The sequence below is a fragment of the Yersinia sp. 2466 StPb PI genome, assembly GCF_041538325.1.
Lineage (GTDB): Bacteria > Pseudomonadota > Gammaproteobacteria > Enterobacterales > Enterobacteriaceae > Yersinia > Yersinia enterocolitica_E.
In genome coordinates, this window is sequence record NZ_JAULSL010000001.1 from 1,817,927 (window position 1) to 1,836,317 (window position 18,391).

Here is an 18,391-nt window from a genome sequence, read left to right on the forward strand (position 1 = left end):
CGCCTTTTGTTTCATAAAATTATTCAGTAGAATGACACTATGTATCGCACAGTTTCGGGCCGCTATTCCTATGAATCAGATCAAACGTAAACAGTTTATTTTAGAAAAGCTGGATAGTCTTGGTGAGGTTTCGGTTATTGGTCTTTCCGAAGAGTTGGGTGTGACGTCTGAAACCATCCGCCGGGATCTTTCCTATTTGGAAAAGAGCGGTGAGGTCACTAAAGTCCATGGCGGTGCGATAAAAGTTCAGAATATACAAGAGGGCAGTTTTGCCCAACGAATGGATTTAAATCGCCAGGAAAAAATGCTAATTGGTCAATATGCTGCATCGTTGGTGACTGAAAACGATACTTTATTTATTGATTCTTGTACCACCACACTTATTTTTGCTTCATTCTTACCATTAGTGAAGTTTACTGTTTTTACTAATTCATCATTAATTGCTGATCAAATTAAAAGTAAAAATAATATGGCTGTCGTGCATGTATTAGGTGGTGAATATAATCATACCTACAAGGCTAACTTAGGCATTCAGACCATTGAACAAATGAACGATATTCATACTGATTTCACTTTCGTCGGAGTTGGCGGAATAGACAGTGATTTTGGCGTGATGGTAAAAAATTTAGATGAAGGGCGTATTGCCAAGAAAATGTTGGCGATGGGCAGACAGAAAGTTATTTTATGTGACACCAGTAAATTTGGCCAAAGTGGGTTAATGAAAATAAGTGACATCAATGATATTGATATTATTGTCACCGATAAAAAGAAGAATATTCATAAACAAGCAATTGAAGCTATCTATTCAGATAAAATCATCTACGCCAATTAATATTATTTTACAACACCCACCGCAATAGCGGGTGTCTTTATATGTATTACCTCAGCATTTTTCAACGTGCATTGCACTACGAATACCCGGTTTGAACCCGTATTGTTGAGCCTGCCAGACAATAATCAACCCAAGGAGTAATAACCCCAACACTGTCCACGGGAAACTTACTGCTCCGGCGCTTTGTAACAACAGGCCACCGATGATCCCGCCCCCTGCAATGGCTAAATTCCAAGCCACCACAATCATTGACTGCGCCACATCGGCATTTTGTCCTGCGGCATCCGCCGACGCGGTTTGCAATAGTGTGGATGCGCCACCAAAACTGAGGCCCCAGAGCAACATGCTGCCATAAATCGCGGAGGGGGATCCCCCGGCGATTGCCAATATCAATGCAGCCAGAATAAAGGTACCAAGACTCAGTAATACCGCGCCACGTAACCATCGATCCACGACTAATCCGGTGAAGCAAGTTCCCGCTAGCGCACTGACACCAAATACCAACAGCACTTTATCGAGCTGATTTTCCAACCCGACTGGGGTGATAAAAGGGGCAATATAGGTATAAAGAATATTATGTGCCAGCATCCAAAGGACAATAACCGACAAAATGGGGCGTACGCCAGGGGTGGTGAACACTTTGCGCACCGGTTGCTGCTGTTTGGCCGATTGCCCTGGATAATCAGGTATTTTCACGATAACCCAGACAATCAGCAGCAAAGTTAATCCCGACATAATGGCAAATGCATTGCGCCAACTGAGCACCATACCCAGCCATGCCCCCAATGGTACCCCTAGTGCCAGGGCGATAGGGGTGCCGGTCATGGCGATCGCCATTGCGCGCCCTTGTTGATGAGGTTGTACCATACGTCGTGCGTAACCTGCGATAAGCCCCCATGCCAGTCCAGCGGCAGCACCGGCCATAAAACGGGCCAGTAAGGTTAAACTGAACCAAGGCGAAATAGTGGTTAAAGTATTGAATATGAAAAAACCGACAATGGCGCTGAGTAAGGCTTTACGCCGCCCCCAACTGCGGGTCAAAGTAATTAAGGGGATCGCAGCCAGTAACGAACCCAGAGCATAGAGTGTCACCAATTGGCCGGCCAATGCTTGTGAAACCCCCAACCCTTGGCCGATCTGCGGCAATAATCCAGCTGGTAATGTCTCGGTCATGATGGCAATAAAGCCCGTCATCGCGAGAGCCAATAATGCCGAGAGAGGAAAGGGCGCTGCTTTCATTATTGTTTCCCGACGCCATAGATGGCGTCCCGCAGATCGTTGACAAATTGCCCGGACATACCTTCGTATAGGGTATTAGTTAATGCGACTGCGGATATCCCTTGAATCCTATCAACAAACCATGAGTGACCATATGCACCTCCCCAACGCCATGTACCAACGGACTCAGGTGAATCAGCCTCGTGTGGATCGCGCAAGACCGAAAAGCCTAACCCGAAGCCCAAACCGGGAGAGTCAGGTAAGATAAGACCCTGAATTTGGTCTCGGCCCATCTCATCGACTAAAGCCGCTGGAAGCAGTGGTGAGCCACCCCGACGTAGCGTTTCCAGCAAGCTCAACAGGTCGTTGGCACTGCCTATCATCCCCGCACCGCCAGAAGGGAAAGCATGGCGATTGAGTGCACGGGCAGGGGAAAATCGAATACCGATGGTATCGGGGAACGCGGCGACAAGTTCATCTTCCTGCAAGGGGTGTGGCGCAGGTGTATCACTGACATAAGGCGTAGCTAGCCGACTGACATCATGGGTGAAAAAATCCGTGTCCTGCATATGTAGTGGCTCGGTGACCAATGCCCTTACTGCTTGATCTAATGGCCGACCACAAACTTGCTCGATAACTGCACCTAATACATCAATTGCCAATGAATAAGCCCATGCAGTTCCTGGGGCATAATATAGTGGCACATCGGCTAACCGACGTAAGTTCTCGTTGAGTGTGATTGCTGATCGATCCATGCCATCGGAGATCCCCGCGCGAGCATAGGGCCCATCCTCATCAGCTTCACAAAAGCGATAGCTCAAACCGGCGGTATGGCTGAGTAATTGGCGTATCGTAATGGTTGGTAATTCCTCATTTGCCAGCCGGGGTTGAAAGTCAGGTAACCAGCGCCGGATATCGCCATCAAGGTCGAGCTTACCCTGTGCGACTAATACCATTGCTGCTGTAGAAACGATCGGCTTACTGATGGATGCCAAACGAAACAGGGTATTGGAGGTCATCGGTTGTCCGGTTTCGCGATCCGCCCATCCTGCTGCCCGGCTGAAATGTGTCTCGCCGTTAAGCGCCACCATGACCACGGTACCCACCAAGCGCTGTTCGGTGAGCGCCTGATCAATCACTGTATTAATTCTGGCTGCCAGATGCACTGGCTGTATTGGCACTAACGAACTCGCAGACATAGTAATTCCTTAATCTGAATGAAGACTTAACCATAGATGGCCATCTAACAATAGATAACTACGCAATCAGGAAAAAGTGGGGTAGATTTCCAGTATTAGAGGATAAAAATGTCCGCAATCGGAGCCGTGATGGATAGCCTAAGCAGTCTGAGTGTTTTTGTTCAAGTGGCCGAGACCCGTAGTTTTGTGATGGCAGGGCGTATATTGGGTGTTTCCGCTTCGGCGGTTGGTAAGAATATCGCACGGCTCGAGGGGCGGTTAGGCGTGAGATTATTTCACCGCAGCACTCGCAGCATAGCACTGACTTCCGAAGGTGCGCTTTTTCTTGAACGTAGTCGGCGGATTCTTGCTGAGGTAGAGGCCGCAGAGCTTGAGCTGTTACAACTTACCGATAAGCCGCGCGGCAGGTTGCGGGTCAGTTTGCCACTGGTGAGCACATTGTTGTTACCCGTATTGGCCGATTTTATGCTCGCATACCCCGACATTGAGCTAGATCTGGATTTCAGTGATCGGATTGTTGATGTGGTCGAAGAGGGATTTGATGCCGTCGTCCGCACCGGTGAACTGACTGATTCCCGTTTGTCAGCACGTAAGTTGGGGCAGTCCACCATGCTACTGGTGGCATCGCCCGCCTATCTGGAGCAGCATGGTGAGCCTATGCACCCTGTTGAACTGGCGAATCATATCTGCCTGCATTATCGTTTCCCTAACAGCGGAAAATTGGAAACCTGGCCCTTGCCTAATGAGTCTGATTTGCGGATCCCAATCTCGATGGTATGCAACAACATTGAAACCAGAATGTGTTTTGCTTTAAGAGGATTGGGCATCGCCTGCTTACCGGATTTTTCGATGGGAAAGGCAGTGGCGGAAGGCAAATTACGAAGCTTGCTGGATAGTTATGTAAAGCGCACAGTGAGCTTGCATGTGGTGTGGCCTTCCGGGCGTTATATCACGCCTAAATTACGGGTATTTATCGATTTCCTTAGTGACAGGATGTTTGCGGGCAAATAGCCACTTAAGCTATAGGCGAAAAGTTTTTAGCACAGGATGATTGGCACCTTGATAATCCGGCCGTGGGGACATTACTTTTCTTCAGTCAATAAGGCTTTTTTGGCTGCTTCAAGAAATTCATCCGACAACTTATCCCCGGCGGTGGCGCGCGCCAGTGTTAATGCACCGGACAACATAGCAAGCTGTGCCAGCGCGTGTTGCCTGCGTTGTTCTTCATTTTCTATATCAGAAACAGACATTAATCTGTCTAGCAGGGATCTCACGCCACTGAGATAAACCTCTCGCACCGGATTCTCATCATTCTCACGTGCCACATCGCTGGCTAGCGCAGTAATTGCACAGCCATCTTCTGCATGGTCACGGTGGGTGGTTGAGAGATAAAGTTCGACTAACGTGCGCAGATTATGATGCTCGGGCTGGCTGCTGATTTGCTGCCAACGGGTGCTGGAATCGTCGAGCGCTTTGCGACTGGCGATAGCCGCCAATTCATCTTTAGAGGTAAAGTGTCCATAGAACCCGCCATGAGTCAATCCGACCGCAGCCATTAAATCGTTGACGCTGACACCATTCAAACCCCGGGCACGGAGGAGTTGTGAAGAGGTCTGTACGATTGACTCGCGATTGAGTGCCATCTGTTGCTTTGATACTCGGGCCATACATTTCTCCTGATTGAACAGGCAGCATCATAAAGTATGCCATGCTAGCACATCAATAGATGTTGCCTCTCATCAATACAGACCTTGATTCATGCCCGCGGTGGTCGGGGGGCGATGATACGCGTACTATCGCCGCCCTGCGCCCGTGCCAGAGTGTTGGCGATTTGTTCGTGTGGCGTTCCCAGAGTAATGGCGCTGACCTTATCAAGACGTGCCACTTGTTCATCACTCAATATCACATCTAATGCTGCCAGTGTGTCATCCAGTTGGGCTTGGGTACGGGAGCCTAAAATAGGGATTAGGCTGGTAGGGGAGTTTGCGGCTTTATGGCGCAACCAGGCAACAGCAATATGTAATGGTTGCACGTGGTGTTCCTGTGCTATTGCGATAACTTCATCGAGTAGCGCAGTATCTTGCTCGGTATGCACCAATCGGCCCGCAAAACCAAGTAGACGACCTTCATCGCTTTGACGATATTTTCCTGTCAGCAATCCTCCCCCCAGAGGTGACCACAGTGTGGCTGCTAAGCCGAGTGCTTCGGCCATCGGCAGTAGTTCACGTTCAGCCGTTCGCTGTACCAAACTGTACTCTACCTGAATACCGGCAATACGTGACCAGCCGCGTAATTCTGCCAAGGTATCTGCCCGTGCAATGCGCCATGCCGGGAAATTGGAAAGCCCTGCATACTGTATTTTGCCTGCACGAGTCAGGTCGTCAAAAGCGCGCACAATTTCTTCAAGAGGCGTTAACTGGTCATCAAAATGGGCCCACAATAAATCAATGCGGTCGGTGTTAAGCCGTTTAAGGCTGCTTTCCACGGAAGCAATCATATTGCGGCGGCTGTTTCCGGTTTGAGCAATCCCCGCATCCGGTTGTGCTCCCAGCGTATATTTTGTTGCGACCACAAAACGATCACGTTCCGCAGCAATAAACTCTCCTACGATCTGTTCAGATTGACCGAATTGGTAAGTATCTGCGGTGTCGATGAAATTACCCCCGGCCTCGGCATAGCGGTCAAATACCTGTTTTGCTTCCTCTTTTTCCGAGCCATATCCCCAGGCAGTACCAAAGTTACCGGTACCCAGTGCCAGTTCGGAAACCCGTAGGCCGCTATTACGACCAAAAGTGGTGTATTTCATATTGATTCCCCATCCCAACAATTATTTATGATGACCAACATCTATTATATATGACATGCATAATCTATTTGTGCAAGTGAATCCTCTTTGACGCTTAGATGATGATTTTGGGGGGCTATTGTTATTATTGTTAGGCGACACATTTTATTAGAATAAACCCATCAATAAATTGTGGATTAATGACAGCGTAATCTTGCGTTACCGACAAGTTAGCCTATTATTTGAACAATTTAGCGTTGTAAGTGCTGCTTTGTCTGGTTTTCCCTCCATCCGACATTTTTTCCATCGATTATCAAAGTTTCCTTCAGAGGACGTCACGCACAACTTCGTATTCAAGCGTGGGGTGGATTTACCGTGGGCATTTGGATACCGAAGGCCAATGTTGAACTTGAATGCGACCTTAGCCAGCTTGAACGAGCTCCAAGCATCATAAAATCAAGATGACCTCCAGTATGAATAATGGGTCCGATCGTCGGTCTGGCACCGGAATTCGGTATATCAATTTATGGCGCGACGAAGACTTTTGTGTTGTTCCTCTCTCAGGGACTGAACCTGGAGTTATAAATAGCGCTAAGAGAATCACATATTTTAATCGGATAAAAGTGTCTGAATCGCCATGGAGCGAATACACTCTTCTACGATGCCGTTTTTTATTTGCATTACGTTCATCATCTAATTGTTGAGTGATATCACTGCCGTCCGAATGACGTTTCCTCTCTCGGGAACGCTCTGGTTTTAGTCGGTGACGATCCTGAGTCGGACTTTCTTTTATAGGCTGTTCGTTCGCGAACGGTCCCTGCATGCAACCAAGGAACGAAAGATGGCCTACGCAACAACCAATCCCTACACCGGCGAAACGATCAAGACGTTTTCTGACGCCACTACTGCCGATGTTGCTCTTGCTCTGGATCAAGGCGATGGGGCATTCAAGCAATGGAAAAATACTACAATCGCCGATCGTGTTGCCGTGCTGCAAAAGGCGGCCGACTTGCTCCGAGCCAAGCATACCGAATACGCCAAGTTGTTGACACTGGAGATGGGTAAGCTACTGGGAGAGGCCGAAGCGGAGGTTGAACTGTCGGCGGCTATCTTTGAGTACTACGTCGAGAATGCGCAGCAGCAACTGGCGCCGGAGAAGCTGCATTCTAAAGACCCTGCGGTAACCGAAGCGTGGCTGGTGCATGAGCCTCTAGGCATCATCCTGGCTATCGAACCGTGGAATTTTCCTTACTACCAGATAGCTCGAATCATCGCGCCGCAGTTAGCGGCCGGGAATGTCGTGATACTCAAGCATGCGTCTAACGTACCGCAATCCGCCGATGTGTTTGAGAAGCTAATGCTTGAAGCCGGCCTGCCGGTAGGCGGATTCAAAAACCTCTACGCTAGCCGTGAGCAACTCGAAACCATCATTAACGATCCGCGTGTACATGGAGTTGCGCTAACGGGTTCGGAGGACGCTGGCGCTGTGGTTGCAGCACAGGCCGGTAAGGCATTGAAGAAGTCAACGATGGAGCTGGGTGGTGCTGACGCCTTTGTGGTGTTGGAAGATGCTGATCTGGACAAGGCCGCTAAGTGGGCGGTGTTTGGCCGCCACTGGAATGCCGGCCAGGTGTGCTGCTCGTCCAAGCGTATTATCGTGGTCGAGGCTATCTACGACGCTTTCCTTGATAAGTACACAGCTGGCGTTGCCCAACTCAAGGCCGGCGATCCGCTGGACCCTGCCACGACTCTGGCGCCGCTGTCCTCACAGGGTGCGGCCGACGATGTGCGTAAACAGGTGAAGGAAGCTGTCGGCCACGGCGCGACCCTGACCGTGATTGGTGCTGAGGTGCCGTCGCAGGGCGCCTTCGTGCAGCCGGTGTTGCTCACCGGCCTGACTAAGGATAACCCGGCGTATTACTGGGAATTCTTTGGCCCGGTATCGCTGGTCTTTAAAGCCAAAGATGAAGCGGAAGCTATCGAGATTGCGAATGACTCGCCTTTCGGCCTTGGCGGTTCGGTGTTCACTCAAGACATCGAACGGGGCCGCAAGGTTGCAGCTCAAATGTCTACCGGCATGGTCTACATCAACCATCCGACTGCGGTGAAGGCTGACCTGCCATTTGGCGGTGTGCGCCGCTCAGGCTATGGCCGCGAGCTGATTGGTCTCGGACTGAAGGAGTTTGTCAATCATAAGCTGATTGGTGTGACGGATATCGATGGCGGCTTCTGATCTGCTCTGCAATTTTTAGTTATTCAGAATAAGATTTTATTAAATTGTTCGGAGATCAATAACGGTGCCGAAGCACCGTTATTGATGAGAGCTAATAACGATTAGAAGTTGTATTTCACCCCTAACATCACTGCAGTATCGCTGTAACCTTTGTCGCCCAATTGCTGGCCGACGTTACCCCAGACATTCAGTTGCTTGTTCAATTGCCCCTCAACACCCACTTTCAGTTCACCGATATTCTTCGCGCCAGCTTGTTTCACTTCAACGGCGTTCATATTGGTGCCAAAATCTTTGGTGTTGTGGATCCAGTTGGCTTCCACAAACGGTTGGAACTCGCGATCCTTGCCATTATCACTTTCGTGGTGGCCTTTCATATAAGAACGCAGCCCCAGACGGGTCTGGATATTACCGTCGCCTTGACCACTCACCTGAGTACCGTTTGCTTCACGGTGCTCGTCAGCCTTCACACCCATCCAGGTGATTTGGGCTTTCGGCTGGATAAAGTACGTTTCGTTCTTAGACTTATTCTCGCCGATCTTAAAGGTGTAGCCGCTCTCGACCGACGCGGTGATCCCTTTCGATTTATACTCTTCCGTCGCCAGACCGTCGCCCTGCACGCTATTGTTAAACCAGCTGTACTGCGCCCAACCGTCAACATACAAGCCCGACTTGTCTTCGTCGTTGGCATACCAGGTGCTGTACACCCCGGCGGTGTAACCATCAACCGAACCACTCGACTTATAGCCCGATTTCGCGTGGGTGTCGCTCTTGCTATTACCGTAACCGGCCATCACACCCAGGTGTAAACGGTCCAGACCATCGTTGCTCCACTGGGCGATATCGCCACCCAATTGCATCACATAGCGGTTGCTTTGGGTTTTCAACTGACCACTGGTGTCACGTGAACGGTTATGTCCGCCTTCGTTACGCAGCCACATGCTGGTCACTTTCTGCTCGCCAGTCAGGGCGTCGATATACTGTGTTTCACCCAAACGATCGTGCAGACGCGTCACAAACATAGTGTTGGCTGCGGCCAGGTTCGCGGTGTAGCTGCCGGCTTCAGGACGTTTAGTTTCCTCGCCTGGACCCGCCGGGTTTTCCGGGTCGACCGGATTTTCTGGATCAATCGGCAAATTGCTCAGGCTGGTCAAATACCAGTTACTGGCGTTTGAACCCACCCCACGTACGAGTGAGTAATCATATGCACCCGCTACGATACGGCCAGGGTTCACAAACTCACCGTCGGATTGACCATTCACCTGAATGAGCTCAATACCGTTTAAGGTTTTAGCGCCCGTACCGCCCGCATTATCCACACTAACATTGGTGGTGCCGCTGGTGTTGCCGTTCACAATCATGCTGTCGGTGGCCGAGCTGTCGTCGCCCAGCGCGGTGTTGAAGTGCAGCAGACCGTTGTTGCCAATATAGTTGCCGTTGACCACTAATTGGTTACCGGTGGTGCCCGTACCGTCACTGGTTTTGTTACCGATAAATACCGTGCCACTGTTGGTTAAATCAGTACCAACGGTAAAGATGTTACTGGCCGGGGCCAGACGGCCCATCGCCGGTACCACCGGTGCCGTTGGGTTGCCCACAAACAGCACGCCCTGGTTATCAACCGCGCCCGCTACGCCACCAAAACCGCCCATAAAGGCACCGCTGGCTATATTCACCTGCTGGCTTGCCAGCGTCATGGGGTCAGCACTGCTGCCTAACATCAGGCCACCCGCATTGATATCTGTCTGGCCGGTATAGGCCGCCGTTTGAGTCAATGACAGCGTACCGTTGCCGTTTTTAGTCAGGCTGCCACTGCCGCTAATGCTGTTGGCCAGCAACCAGTCACTCGCACTATTGAGCACCAATGCGCCGTCGTTGGTGACCGCCGCCGTCCCCAGATGTTCTGCCTGAGAAGCAGTTAACTGGCTGCCGTTCGTGATAGCAAACAGGCCACTGAACAGGCTGTTATCACCGCTCAATGTGATGTCGCTGCTATCTTCCAGCACCACACTGCCAGCATCACTGATAGCATTTGCTAACTGGCCCGCAGCCCCTTTCAGTGTCAGCAGACCGGCGTTAACGATATTGCCATCGCCCAGACCCGCTGCATTGTTCAGTAACGCTTGTGCGCCACTGGCAATATTAGTCACCGCGCTCAGGCCAGTATTGGCACCCTTAACGCTCAGCACATTGGCGGCAATTGTCAGCGCGCCACTGCCGGTCAGTTCACCCTCAGACACACCGCCCTGACTCAAGGTTAAGCTGCCACCATTGAGATCAACCGTTGAGCCCGCAGTACTGTTCAGTTCGCCCACGGTTTGGCTGTGACCCTTCATGTCAAAGGCGGTATCTGCTGCCAGTGATAACAGCGAGGTATTCCCCAACACATTATCATTCAGCATCTGTAAGGTACCGCTGCGTACATCGGTAGAACCGGTGTAATCATTGTCCAGATTGGACAGTGTTACCGTATTTCCTGCACCGGTATCAATCGCCAACTCACCACTGCCCGTCACTTTGGCACTCAAATCCGCCGCAGGACCGGTTTTATTGGTGGCATACAGCGCCAGTGCATCTGCACCGCTGCCCAGCAGTTCAACTTCGGTCAGGCCGTAACCGATATACAAACCGTCGTTACCCGTACCGCTGCTCAGGCGATAATCGTAAGTGCCTTTGGCGACCGTGGTGCCATTCTGTGCAATATCGGCCGTGGTGGCATCGGTAATGACATTACCATTCTGGTCTTTCAGCACCAGATTGCCGCCATTGCCTTGCACGGCCACATCACTCACCGCCAGTTGCAGCAAGGTATTGGCGTCATCCTGCTCCATGATGGGCAGCACAGGATTGACCGGCGTCTGGCTGTTGTCGACGCTGTCGATGTCCACCACCACCGTCCCGGTGCCCAGTAGGTTCATCTCTTTGGTGGTATGGATAGTGCTTTTCGCCACCGTCTCACCCGGAGTGCCGGTGTTAAATTTCACCGTACCGCCGTCAAAGGCCAACCCACCGATAGTTTGCACACCGTCACCGACGGTGGTGATACTGTCCGCGCCCAGTTTCAGGGTGGCATTCACTAATGCTGCGGTGTTATCCGCCGCCAGTTCAAAGGTGGCGTGACCTAATGCCAGTACCCCGTTAAAGGCGTTCTGTGCCGCATTGGCCGTAAAATCAAAGGCATTACCGGCGGTATTAACGGCCATCGTGCCGAGGCCGTTCAACTTGCTGTTAAAGCTCACGGCATTCAGGTTATTAACCTGCAACAGACTGCCGTCACCCAGATTAAAACCGGTGTTGGCATTGTCATCCTGACTGTCACCCAGCGCCAGCAGCACATTGTCCAGTGTCAGCGTTGAGTTATTGATCAGGTTGATGTATTCCATATTCTGGATGGCATCAGCATCACTCAGGGTATACAGCGAACTGTCCAGCGTCAGCGTATCGCTGCCGGTACCGCCGTTCAGTGAGCTGAACACGCCGGTATCGGCTAATGTCAGCCCTTTCAGAATGAAGGCATCATCGCCGCTGCCGGTGGTGAAGTCAGTGCCTTTACTGCCTTGCATCAGGGTCACGGTGTTGTTGCCCGCTAACAGATCCACCTTGCCAACAATTGTGCCACCCGTGGCGTTGGTAAATGCCAGACCCGTCCCAGTATTGGTTACGACAGCCTGCTGCGTGGCGCTGTTGGCTTGAATGGTACCGCTGTTGACGAAGCTGGTGACATAACCGTTATTGATGTCCACCACCGGGCTGGTGAGTGATGTTGATATCAGGTTACCGGACTGCTCGACACGGCCGGTAGTGCCTTTGACAATCAGGGCTGCACCGCCTGCGGCATCATTGACGTTTACGCTGGCACCGGTTTTCAGATCCTGACGGGAGTTGGTGACAATCCCTTTGCCCGCGGCTGAATTGACGTTAATCACCAGACCGGCCGAGTCGGACATGTCCAGCGTATTATCGGTGATGGTGTCGCCGGTGTTGGCAAACAGAATACCGGTACCGCTGCCGTTGACATTGATCGTGCCAGAGTTGGTTGCCGCCAGGGAGGCACCGGTACGAATACCTGCACCATTACCCACCGTCAGCGAGGTGTTTTTTAACTGAATGCCGGTAATTTCCGCTTTGTTTTCAATCGCATTACCTGTGCCGCCCGCCGTCATGGTGATGGTTGCGCCATCCACGGTCAGTGCTGTGGCACCGGTATCAAGCAGTACGCCATGGGCAGTGCCGCCCGCTTTGGTTTCACCGTTACCGGATAAGGTCAGGCTCGCACCCGCACCCAACAGATAAGCGGCGGTGCCGTCGGTTGCGTTAACGGTACCGCTGTTATTCACGGTAGAGTTAGCGCCCTGAATATTGACCGCAGTCCCATTGACTGTGATGAGGTTTTGGTTGGTCAGAATCCCGCCGTCTACCAGCACGCCAGTACTGCCTGCTTGTGTAAAATCAATGGAGCCATTGTGGATAAGCTCACCGCCATTACGGGCGATATAGCCATAGGCACCAGATGCGGTGTTACCGGTAGTCAATACCGCCGAACTGGTTAAGACAGATTTTCCGGTAGCACCGGTGGCAATACCATCCAGGCCGTAGTAGTTGCCATCGACGATCCCGGCAGTAGCCCCATCACCGCTCAATTCTAGGCTGGCATCTGCTGTGATGGTGCCGCTGGCGCCACCCTCGACTTTTACCCCAGTAGAGCCCTCGCCAGACAGGACCATATCTAACGCGCCGGAGTTAAATGTACTGCCAACACCGGTGACTTGAATAAGAGAAGAATCTTTACCGGTGGCATTCATGGTTGAGGCAGTGGTCCCGATAAAGCTGGCACCCTTATCAACGCGATACAGTGTAGAGCCTTCGGTTGAAACCGTTTCATCACCCGTGGCAATGTTATTGACGCTAGAGCCGGTACCGTAAATCAGGTAGCCCACCTGTTTGGTGCCGGAGACAAACTCAACCTGGCCGGTACCGGAGACATTAATGGTACCTTTATCTTCAGCAACCACCCCGATAGCCCCATCGCCCGCCAGCTTTACCTCACCAGAGAGATTAGCCACCGCGCCCGCACCAACCGCCTGAATACCGTAGTTCGCCAGTTTAGTGGCAGCATCAAGCCCGTTATTTACATAAACGTTACCGGCGTTAGTGGCTGAACTGTTGGTCAGTACTTTAATACCGACGGTATTGATACCATTTATAACGATATCACCATTATTGAAGATATTCGTGGCGTTAGCGCTGGAAGAGATACCGATATTCTGTCCTGCATTTTGTCCAGATACAGCACCAGCACCGTTGAGCTCAATAGTGCCGTTTTGATTGACTACTGTTCTCGCTCCTTGTGCAGCAATAGCTGTAGAGTTTTCAGTTTTGCTGCCAATCACGATTTTACCGGTCGCACTATTGGTAAAGGTGGCGATATTGCTCAAGTTAACGGTATCTTGCAGTAATCTAACGGCATAAGACTGAGTCTTAATGGCCAGGTCAGTGACCACGTCAGTTAACGAACGTTGTGATTGACGGCCCACATAGACGGTACCGTTATTTTCAAAGGTAGAGCCTTTCTGAACACTCACCCCCTCATTCAAATAACCTGCTGCAGGAGACAAATCGATAGTTGAAGCAATATTGATCGCGCCGTTATTGACGAAGGATGAGTTGCCATCGATCACCGCCGCGCGAGTATAAGCGCTTGCCCCACGAGAAGCGGTATTAATCACACCATTGTTGGTAACTGACGAAGCTCCATTAGCTAAAATAGCGGTATGACTGCCGTTAGCTATGTACAACGGCAATGTTGAGGTAGGTGTGGGCTTGAAGTCCAGCATCTCAGGATTAGTCCCTGCATCCAGTACCCCAGTAGTGTCAATAATAACCGTACTGTCAGTGGCAAAAATAATATTGGTACCACGAACTGTTGCAGAAGTTGACCCCAAAGTCCCGGCGTTATTCAGGGTTGCACCGTCTTCCAGCCGCACCAGTGAAATATCCGTATTGAACGCCTGAATATTGGCATCAGCACCAATATTCACAATGGCATGCTGACCATCACCATGAATAAAGGCAACACGGTCAGAATCGACAATGTGATTTACGGCATCATTAGCATCAATCCCCATATCAAGATAGATCGGGGTGACTTTTGGTGAAGTATTGGAACCGTTAGTGAAATAGGCCCGCGCCAGCTCGGCTTGATAACCTTTGCTGTCCAGCACGATCGCACCACTTTTAATACCTGCAATCAAGTCATTGTTGTATTTTTGGAAATCAGCAAAATTTTGAACATTTTGGGCCCCTAAATAGGGACTGGTGAAGGTACCGACGAAGTCATCAAGCACCGAATTGGCCACCGCGGTACTACTATCGCGAATGTTATTATTGTTATTACCCAGGTTGACTACAGTTTTGGCGTTATAATTTAAGACTGTATTCTGGGCCGATGTAGTAGAGTCAACATAGAATCCTGAAGAAGTTGTTGTCGCCGCTTCACTTTTCAGGCTGCCTTTAAGAATGGCGTTAAAATAGTTATTGCTGTCATTAACCCAACCTGCGGCCGTGCTACCGACAGCCACGGTCAGATCACTGCTATCCTGCACATGGAATAAGTTGCGATTCACATACTGGCCATTTTCACCAACCGCATAAGAAACAGGTACCACAAAATCGGCAAGCGGTTTAATTGACATCGCAGTACTGCTATACACATTAATAGTAATTAATGCGCCAGTGCCTTTCGGGTCAAGGAAAGTTTCAGTAACCATCTCACCTAAGTTGAAAATGTTTTTACTGATCAGATTCTCAGCACCATAGAGGAAGTTCCCCGGGGGAATATCACCCAGTTTACTGTTTTTAAAACCAATATCGCCCTTAGCGATATTGCTAAAACTGCCTACTAAGGTATTGCCAGTCCCTGTGAAGGTCTGTTCAAATTCTACATCAGGCGTAAATACCGGTACGCTAATATCTGCGGCAAAGACAGAACTCGCCCCTAATGTGAACATCAAGGTGATGGCAATTTGGCTCAGGCGAGAGGGGGTCGTTAAACCTAAAGTTGTATCGACAGTTCCCGAGCAAAGTGACTTAGTTTTTTTTCCTGATTTAGAGATTTCAGATGCAACGTCATAGCGGCCTAAGGCACTATTCCAAATGACTTTAAATACTTTATTCATAGTATTACTCTGATTAGATGCGTAGACCTGATAATCTGGTCTATCCACAAGGGTGTTGGTTTAGAACTGAGTAGGATTGTTTAAAATGTTAAATTAACAATGTTGACCTTTTAATCAGCACAATATAACTCACCCCACTAATTACGAATATAGGAGGGCGATAGGGGTGTTGTAGGAAATTTCCCTAAATTGATTTAATTTATTTATTAAGTGCAGTGCGACTTATTGTAAATGTAAGATGTTTGCTTTTTAATTTTTACTTGTTATTTTTCATGCTGTTATGTTTTTTATTATGGTTTTGGTGGCGTGGTGTTTCGGATTTATTGGGGCGCTATCTTTATATTGATAGCGGTTGAGTTAACCATAGTAACTGAGGGGGTAACTTGCTGCTATTTTTTCGTCGCAATTATCTCAGCCACAGTTTTATATCTATTCTTATTTCAGGTTACGGATACAATGCTCAATGCGTTTAGTGTGTGATAGTTAAATAAAACTGAATCATTGTTAGATGTGTAATTGATAATCTTAATAAGATGGGAATGAAAAAATGTTTTTAATTATAAATTTAAACTGGAGTGAATTAATCTAGTTATTCAGCACCATTATTATCTTTTGTGTGCAGCTGAATTTATGAATGTTACCAAAAGCGCCGGACAAAGATGCTTTAACTCGTTTTTCTGCAGGTAAGGTTTCTGCAAACCAGAATAGAGAAACCAGCATCAATGCACCGATAATTGCCAGCAACCAGAAAATGGCGTGCCAGGAGGTGATGCTAATCATTTTTCCGCCGACCAGTGGCCCGGCAATGGGCGCAATAGCCATAATGATCATCAGGGTAGAAAGCATCTGTGCTGCACGAGTACGACTAAACAGATCGCGTATCATTGCCCGTGCCAGCATGGGGCATGTGCATGCTCCCAAAGCCTGAAAGACACGCCAGAAAACGATTTGCACAATATCAGTCGATAATGCGCAGCCCACCGAGCCTATAACGAACAATATCATGCCGGCAGGCGTCGACCAAAGTGGTCACTAATTGACCCTAAAATCAGTTGGGCAAGACAAAAGTCGGTATAGTCAATTCCACATCGCCCTGCAAATCTATTGCTATGACTGGCATGGTAGGTAAATAGATATCGGTTGATAAGGATGTGATAGCCATTAACGCACTGAGAATTAAAACAAGTGTAAGGCCGCTGGTTTTTCCGGCAGCTAGTTGCGATCGTGTCTGTGAGTTGGTCATGATCATCTATCTGAATATTAAGAGGTGAAAGCATGTTAACGGATTTATGCAAAAAGATAATTGCAGGTAGCAGGATAAGCACTATGAGCAGTATTCATGAATACACTAAATAGCGGGTCCATTGAGTATCTTTTACCAGGCAGCCAATAAAGACATGACTCCTGGATACAACTAAAAGATAGTTCTCATGACTGTAGAATTTGGTCCGCACCTTCGGCAAATAACTTAGCCTGAAGGTGAGTGCGACAGCTTAAAGAAGAAGGTGTTGGGAAATCTTCGAAAGTGGCACCCATTTGAGGGGTTATTTTTTACGTATCCCATTACTCATAAATTATTCTCATTATTAACCATAATTGCCGGATTGTTCTACAGTTAAAGGGCGTTAATGCTTTCAAAAGGAAATAGGGTTAGGCTGATAAATAAATACTACCCCTTTTTATTGGCAAGTAATTTTTGCGGGTGATTGGATGATTCACGCATTTTCTGTACTTGAAGATAAATGTAGGACAATACTTTCTTGGGCAAAATCGTTTCGTTATATATCATCAGATAAGCGTGATTTAAGGATTGATCTGCTGCGGGGCATTGCTTTGGTGATGATGGTTGTAGCCCACATTGAAGTGATGTCGCTATTGAATATCTTTACTTGGGAGCGTTTTGGCCTGACAACCGGCGCGGAAGGGTTCGTTATTCTCTCGGGATTTATGTTGGGTGTAATCAATCGCCAGCGTTTAAAAAAAGAAGTTCTGCTAACTATAAGCTATGCACTATATCGACGAGCAGCAAAAATATATGTGGTTAATATAGTGATCATCCTTAGTATTTTACTTCTAACTAAACTGACGTTCATAAACACTTTCGAAGTAACCCATTTTACCGATCGCTTTTCAAACGTAAGTTATACGTTATATCCACTTTACGACCAGCTAAAAGAATCTTGGTTTAACATGGTGCTCTACTTACAAATCGGGCCTCATCAGAACCAGATTTTGGGGCTATATTTCTATCTGCTGTTGGCCAGTCCTATTTTTATCTATTTATTGCAACGCCGATGGGTAGGTGTATTGCTGCTGTTATCTCTGGCATTATATATTATCTACCATATTACCGGGATACGAGTTACATCAGCGGAATTTGAGTTTGCTTTTCCATTTTTGGCTTGGCAATTTATTTATGTCTTGGGGATGACGATTGGTTGGTACAAAGAAGAGTTGCTTTCTTTAGCCCATACTCAGGCTGGATTCTGGAGTTTGTCAGTTGTTGTATTATTTACATTAGTAATGATGTTTATTGCACAGAATCATACCAATCCATTTATGCCCTATAACACGATGCTCCATATCATAAATACGAAAAATTTCAATTGGTTCTATCTGAACTTTGCTGAAAAGAATGCATTAGGTCCACTGCGTATTATTAATGATTTTAGTCTGCTAACAACATGTTATTTGGTGTTAAGTTATTTTTGGAAACCAATAAATAAGGTGTGTGGTTGGTTTTTAATAACATTAGGCCAACATTCTTTGTATGTTTTTATTATCCACGTGTATGTGGTCTTATTGGTTAGTCAGGTAGTTGATTTTGGTTTATGGCATCGGGCATGGTTGCTAAATACATTGGTTCATCTCTGTGCCTTAATGATGTTATGGCTATTAGCAAAATATGATGTCGGTAGGAGATTTATTCCTAACTGATTTGTATTTTTTTGA

General features: G+C 48.5%; 9 protein-coding genes and 3 pseudogenes. 6 read left to right on the top strand and 6 right to left on the bottom strand.

What is annotated here, in order from left to right; translation table 11 throughout:
• The first annotated feature begins 70 nt into the window (after positions 1–70).
• Positions 71–832: a DeoR/GlpR family DNA-binding transcription regulator gene (locus Q2T72_RS08220; RefSeq protein ID WP_083163745.1), complete on the top strand. Its 762-nt coding sequence runs from the start codon at positions 71–73 to the stop codon at positions 830–832.
• 51 nt (positions 833–883) lie between these two features.
• Here the strand turns inward: Q2T72_RS08220 and Q2T72_RS08225 are convergent, their stop codons facing one another.
• Both Q2T72_RS08225 and Q2T72_RS08230 read right to left on the bottom strand, forming a co-directional pair.
• On the bottom strand, positions 884–2,071 hold the full coding sequence (locus tag Q2T72_RS08225) for an MFS transporter (protein WP_372568939.1): 1,188 nt from the start codon (positions 2,069–2,071) through the stop codon (positions 884–886).
• Positions 2,071–3,249 carry a serine hydrolase gene (locus tag Q2T72_RS08230; protein ID WP_083159245.1) on the bottom strand — a complete coding sequence of 393 codons (1,179 nt, stop codon included), beginning with the start codon at positions 3,247–3,249 and terminating at the stop codon, positions 2,071–2,073. The genes Q2T72_RS08225 and Q2T72_RS08230 overlap by 1 nt, the downstream gene beginning before the upstream one ends.
• 129 nt (positions 3,250–3,378) lie before the next feature.
• Between Q2T72_RS08230 and Q2T72_RS08235 the strand changes: the two genes are divergently transcribed.
• Entirely contained in the window at positions 3,379–4,260 is an 882-nt protein-coding gene (locus Q2T72_RS08235; RefSeq protein WP_083159244.1) for a LysR family transcriptional regulator, read from the top strand.
• Between the two features lie 71 nt (positions 4,261–4,331).
• On the opposite strand, the gene Q2T72_RS08240 is transcribed toward Q2T72_RS08235, so the two are convergent.
• Together Q2T72_RS08240 and Q2T72_RS08245 are read right to left on the bottom strand one after the other, a co-directional pair.
• Complete coding sequence (locus Q2T72_RS08240) at positions 4,332–4,916, bottom strand: TetR/AcrR family transcriptional regulator (RefSeq protein WP_372568940.1); 585 nt, start codon at positions 4,914–4,916, stop codon at positions 4,332–4,334.
• A gap of 89 nt (positions 4,917–5,005) precedes the next feature.
• A complete protein-coding gene (locus Q2T72_RS08245) occupies positions 5,006–6,055 on the bottom strand; it encodes an aldo/keto reductase (RefSeq protein WP_083159242.1) in 1,050 nt (349 codons plus the stop codon).
• Between the two features lie 261 nt (positions 6,056–6,316).
• On the opposite strand from Q2T72_RS08245, the pseudogene Q2T72_RS08250 reads away from it, so the two are divergent.
• The 3 genes and pseudogenes from Q2T72_RS08250 to Q2T72_RS08260 all read left to right on the top strand — a co-directional run.
• A pseudogene (locus tag Q2T72_RS08250) lies at positions 6,317–6,499 on the top strand (pYEATS domain-containing protein); the annotation flags it as partial.
• Between the two features lie 24 nt (positions 6,500–6,523).
• Positions 6,524–6,616 (top strand): annotated as a pseudogene (locus Q2T72_RS08255) (SDR family oxidoreductase); the annotation flags it as partial.
• 259 nt (positions 6,617–6,875) lie between these two features.
• Complete coding sequence (locus Q2T72_RS08260; RefSeq protein ID WP_372568941.1) at positions 6,876–8,267, top strand: NAD-dependent succinate-semialdehyde dehydrogenase; 1,392 nt, start codon at positions 6,876–6,878, stop codon at positions 8,265–8,267.
• A gap of 101 nt (positions 8,268–8,368) precedes the next feature.
• Here Q2T72_RS08260 and Q2T72_RS08265 read toward each other — a convergent pair whose 3' ends face one another.
• Together Q2T72_RS08265 and Q2T72_RS08270 are read right to left on the bottom strand one after the other, a co-directional pair.
• Positions 8,369–15,439, bottom strand: coding sequence for an autotransporter outer membrane beta-barrel domain-containing protein (locus Q2T72_RS08265; RefSeq protein ID WP_372568942.1), 7,071 nt, complete (start codon positions 15,437–15,439; stop codon positions 8,369–8,371).
• 630 nt (positions 15,440–16,069) lie between these two features.
• Positions 16,070–16,682, bottom strand: a pseudogene (locus Q2T72_RS08270) (MFS transporter); the annotation flags it as partial.
• A 467-nt stretch (positions 16,683–17,149) separates the two neighbouring features.
• Between Q2T72_RS08270 and opgC the strand changes: the two are divergent.
• The gene (opgC, locus tag Q2T72_RS08275) at positions 17,150–18,376 is read left to right on the top strand and encodes an OpgC domain-containing protein (protein WP_372568943.1); all 1,227 of its coding nucleotides are present in this window, start codon (positions 17,150–17,152) and stop codon (positions 18,374–18,376) included.
• The last annotated feature ends 15 nt before the right edge of the window (positions 18,377–18,391 follow it).

What these genes read in the sequence shown, in the direction of transcription:
- Q2T72_RS08220 (WP_083163745.1), top strand. Translation starts at nt 71, where the DNA reads ATGAATCAGATCAAACGTAAACAGTTTATTTTAGAAAAGCTGGATAGT.
- Q2T72_RS08225 (WP_372568939.1), bottom strand. Translation starts at nt 2,071, where the DNA reads ATGAAAGCAGCGCCCTTTCCTCTCTCGGCATTATTGGCTCTCGCGATG.
- Q2T72_RS08230 (WP_083159245.1), bottom strand. Translation starts at nt 3,249, where the DNA reads ATGTCTGCGAGTTCGTTAGTGCCAATACAGCCAGTGCATCTGGCAGCC.
- Q2T72_RS08235 (WP_083159244.1), top strand. Translation starts at nt 3,379, where the DNA reads ATGGATAGCCTAAGCAGTCTGAGTGTTTTTGTTCAAGTGGCCGAGACC.
- Q2T72_RS08240 (WP_372568940.1), bottom strand. Translation starts at nt 4,916, where the DNA reads ATGGCCCGAGTATCAAAGCAACAGATGGCACTCAATCGCGAGTCAATC.
- Q2T72_RS08245 (WP_083159242.1), bottom strand. Translation starts at nt 6,055, where the DNA reads ATGAAATACACCACTTTTGGTCGTAATAGCGGCCTACGGGTTTCCGAA.
- Q2T72_RS08260 (WP_372568941.1), top strand. Translation starts at nt 6,876, where the DNA reads ATGGCCTACGCAACAACCAATCCCTACACCGGCGAAACGATCAAGACG.
- Q2T72_RS08265 (WP_372568942.1), bottom strand. Translation starts at nt 15,439, where the DNA reads ATGAATAAAGTATTTAAAGTCATTTGGAATAGTGCCTTAGGCCGCTAT.
- opgC (WP_372568943.1), top strand. Translation starts at nt 17,150, where the DNA reads ATGATTCACGCATTTTCTGTACTTGAAGATAAATGTAGGACAATACTT.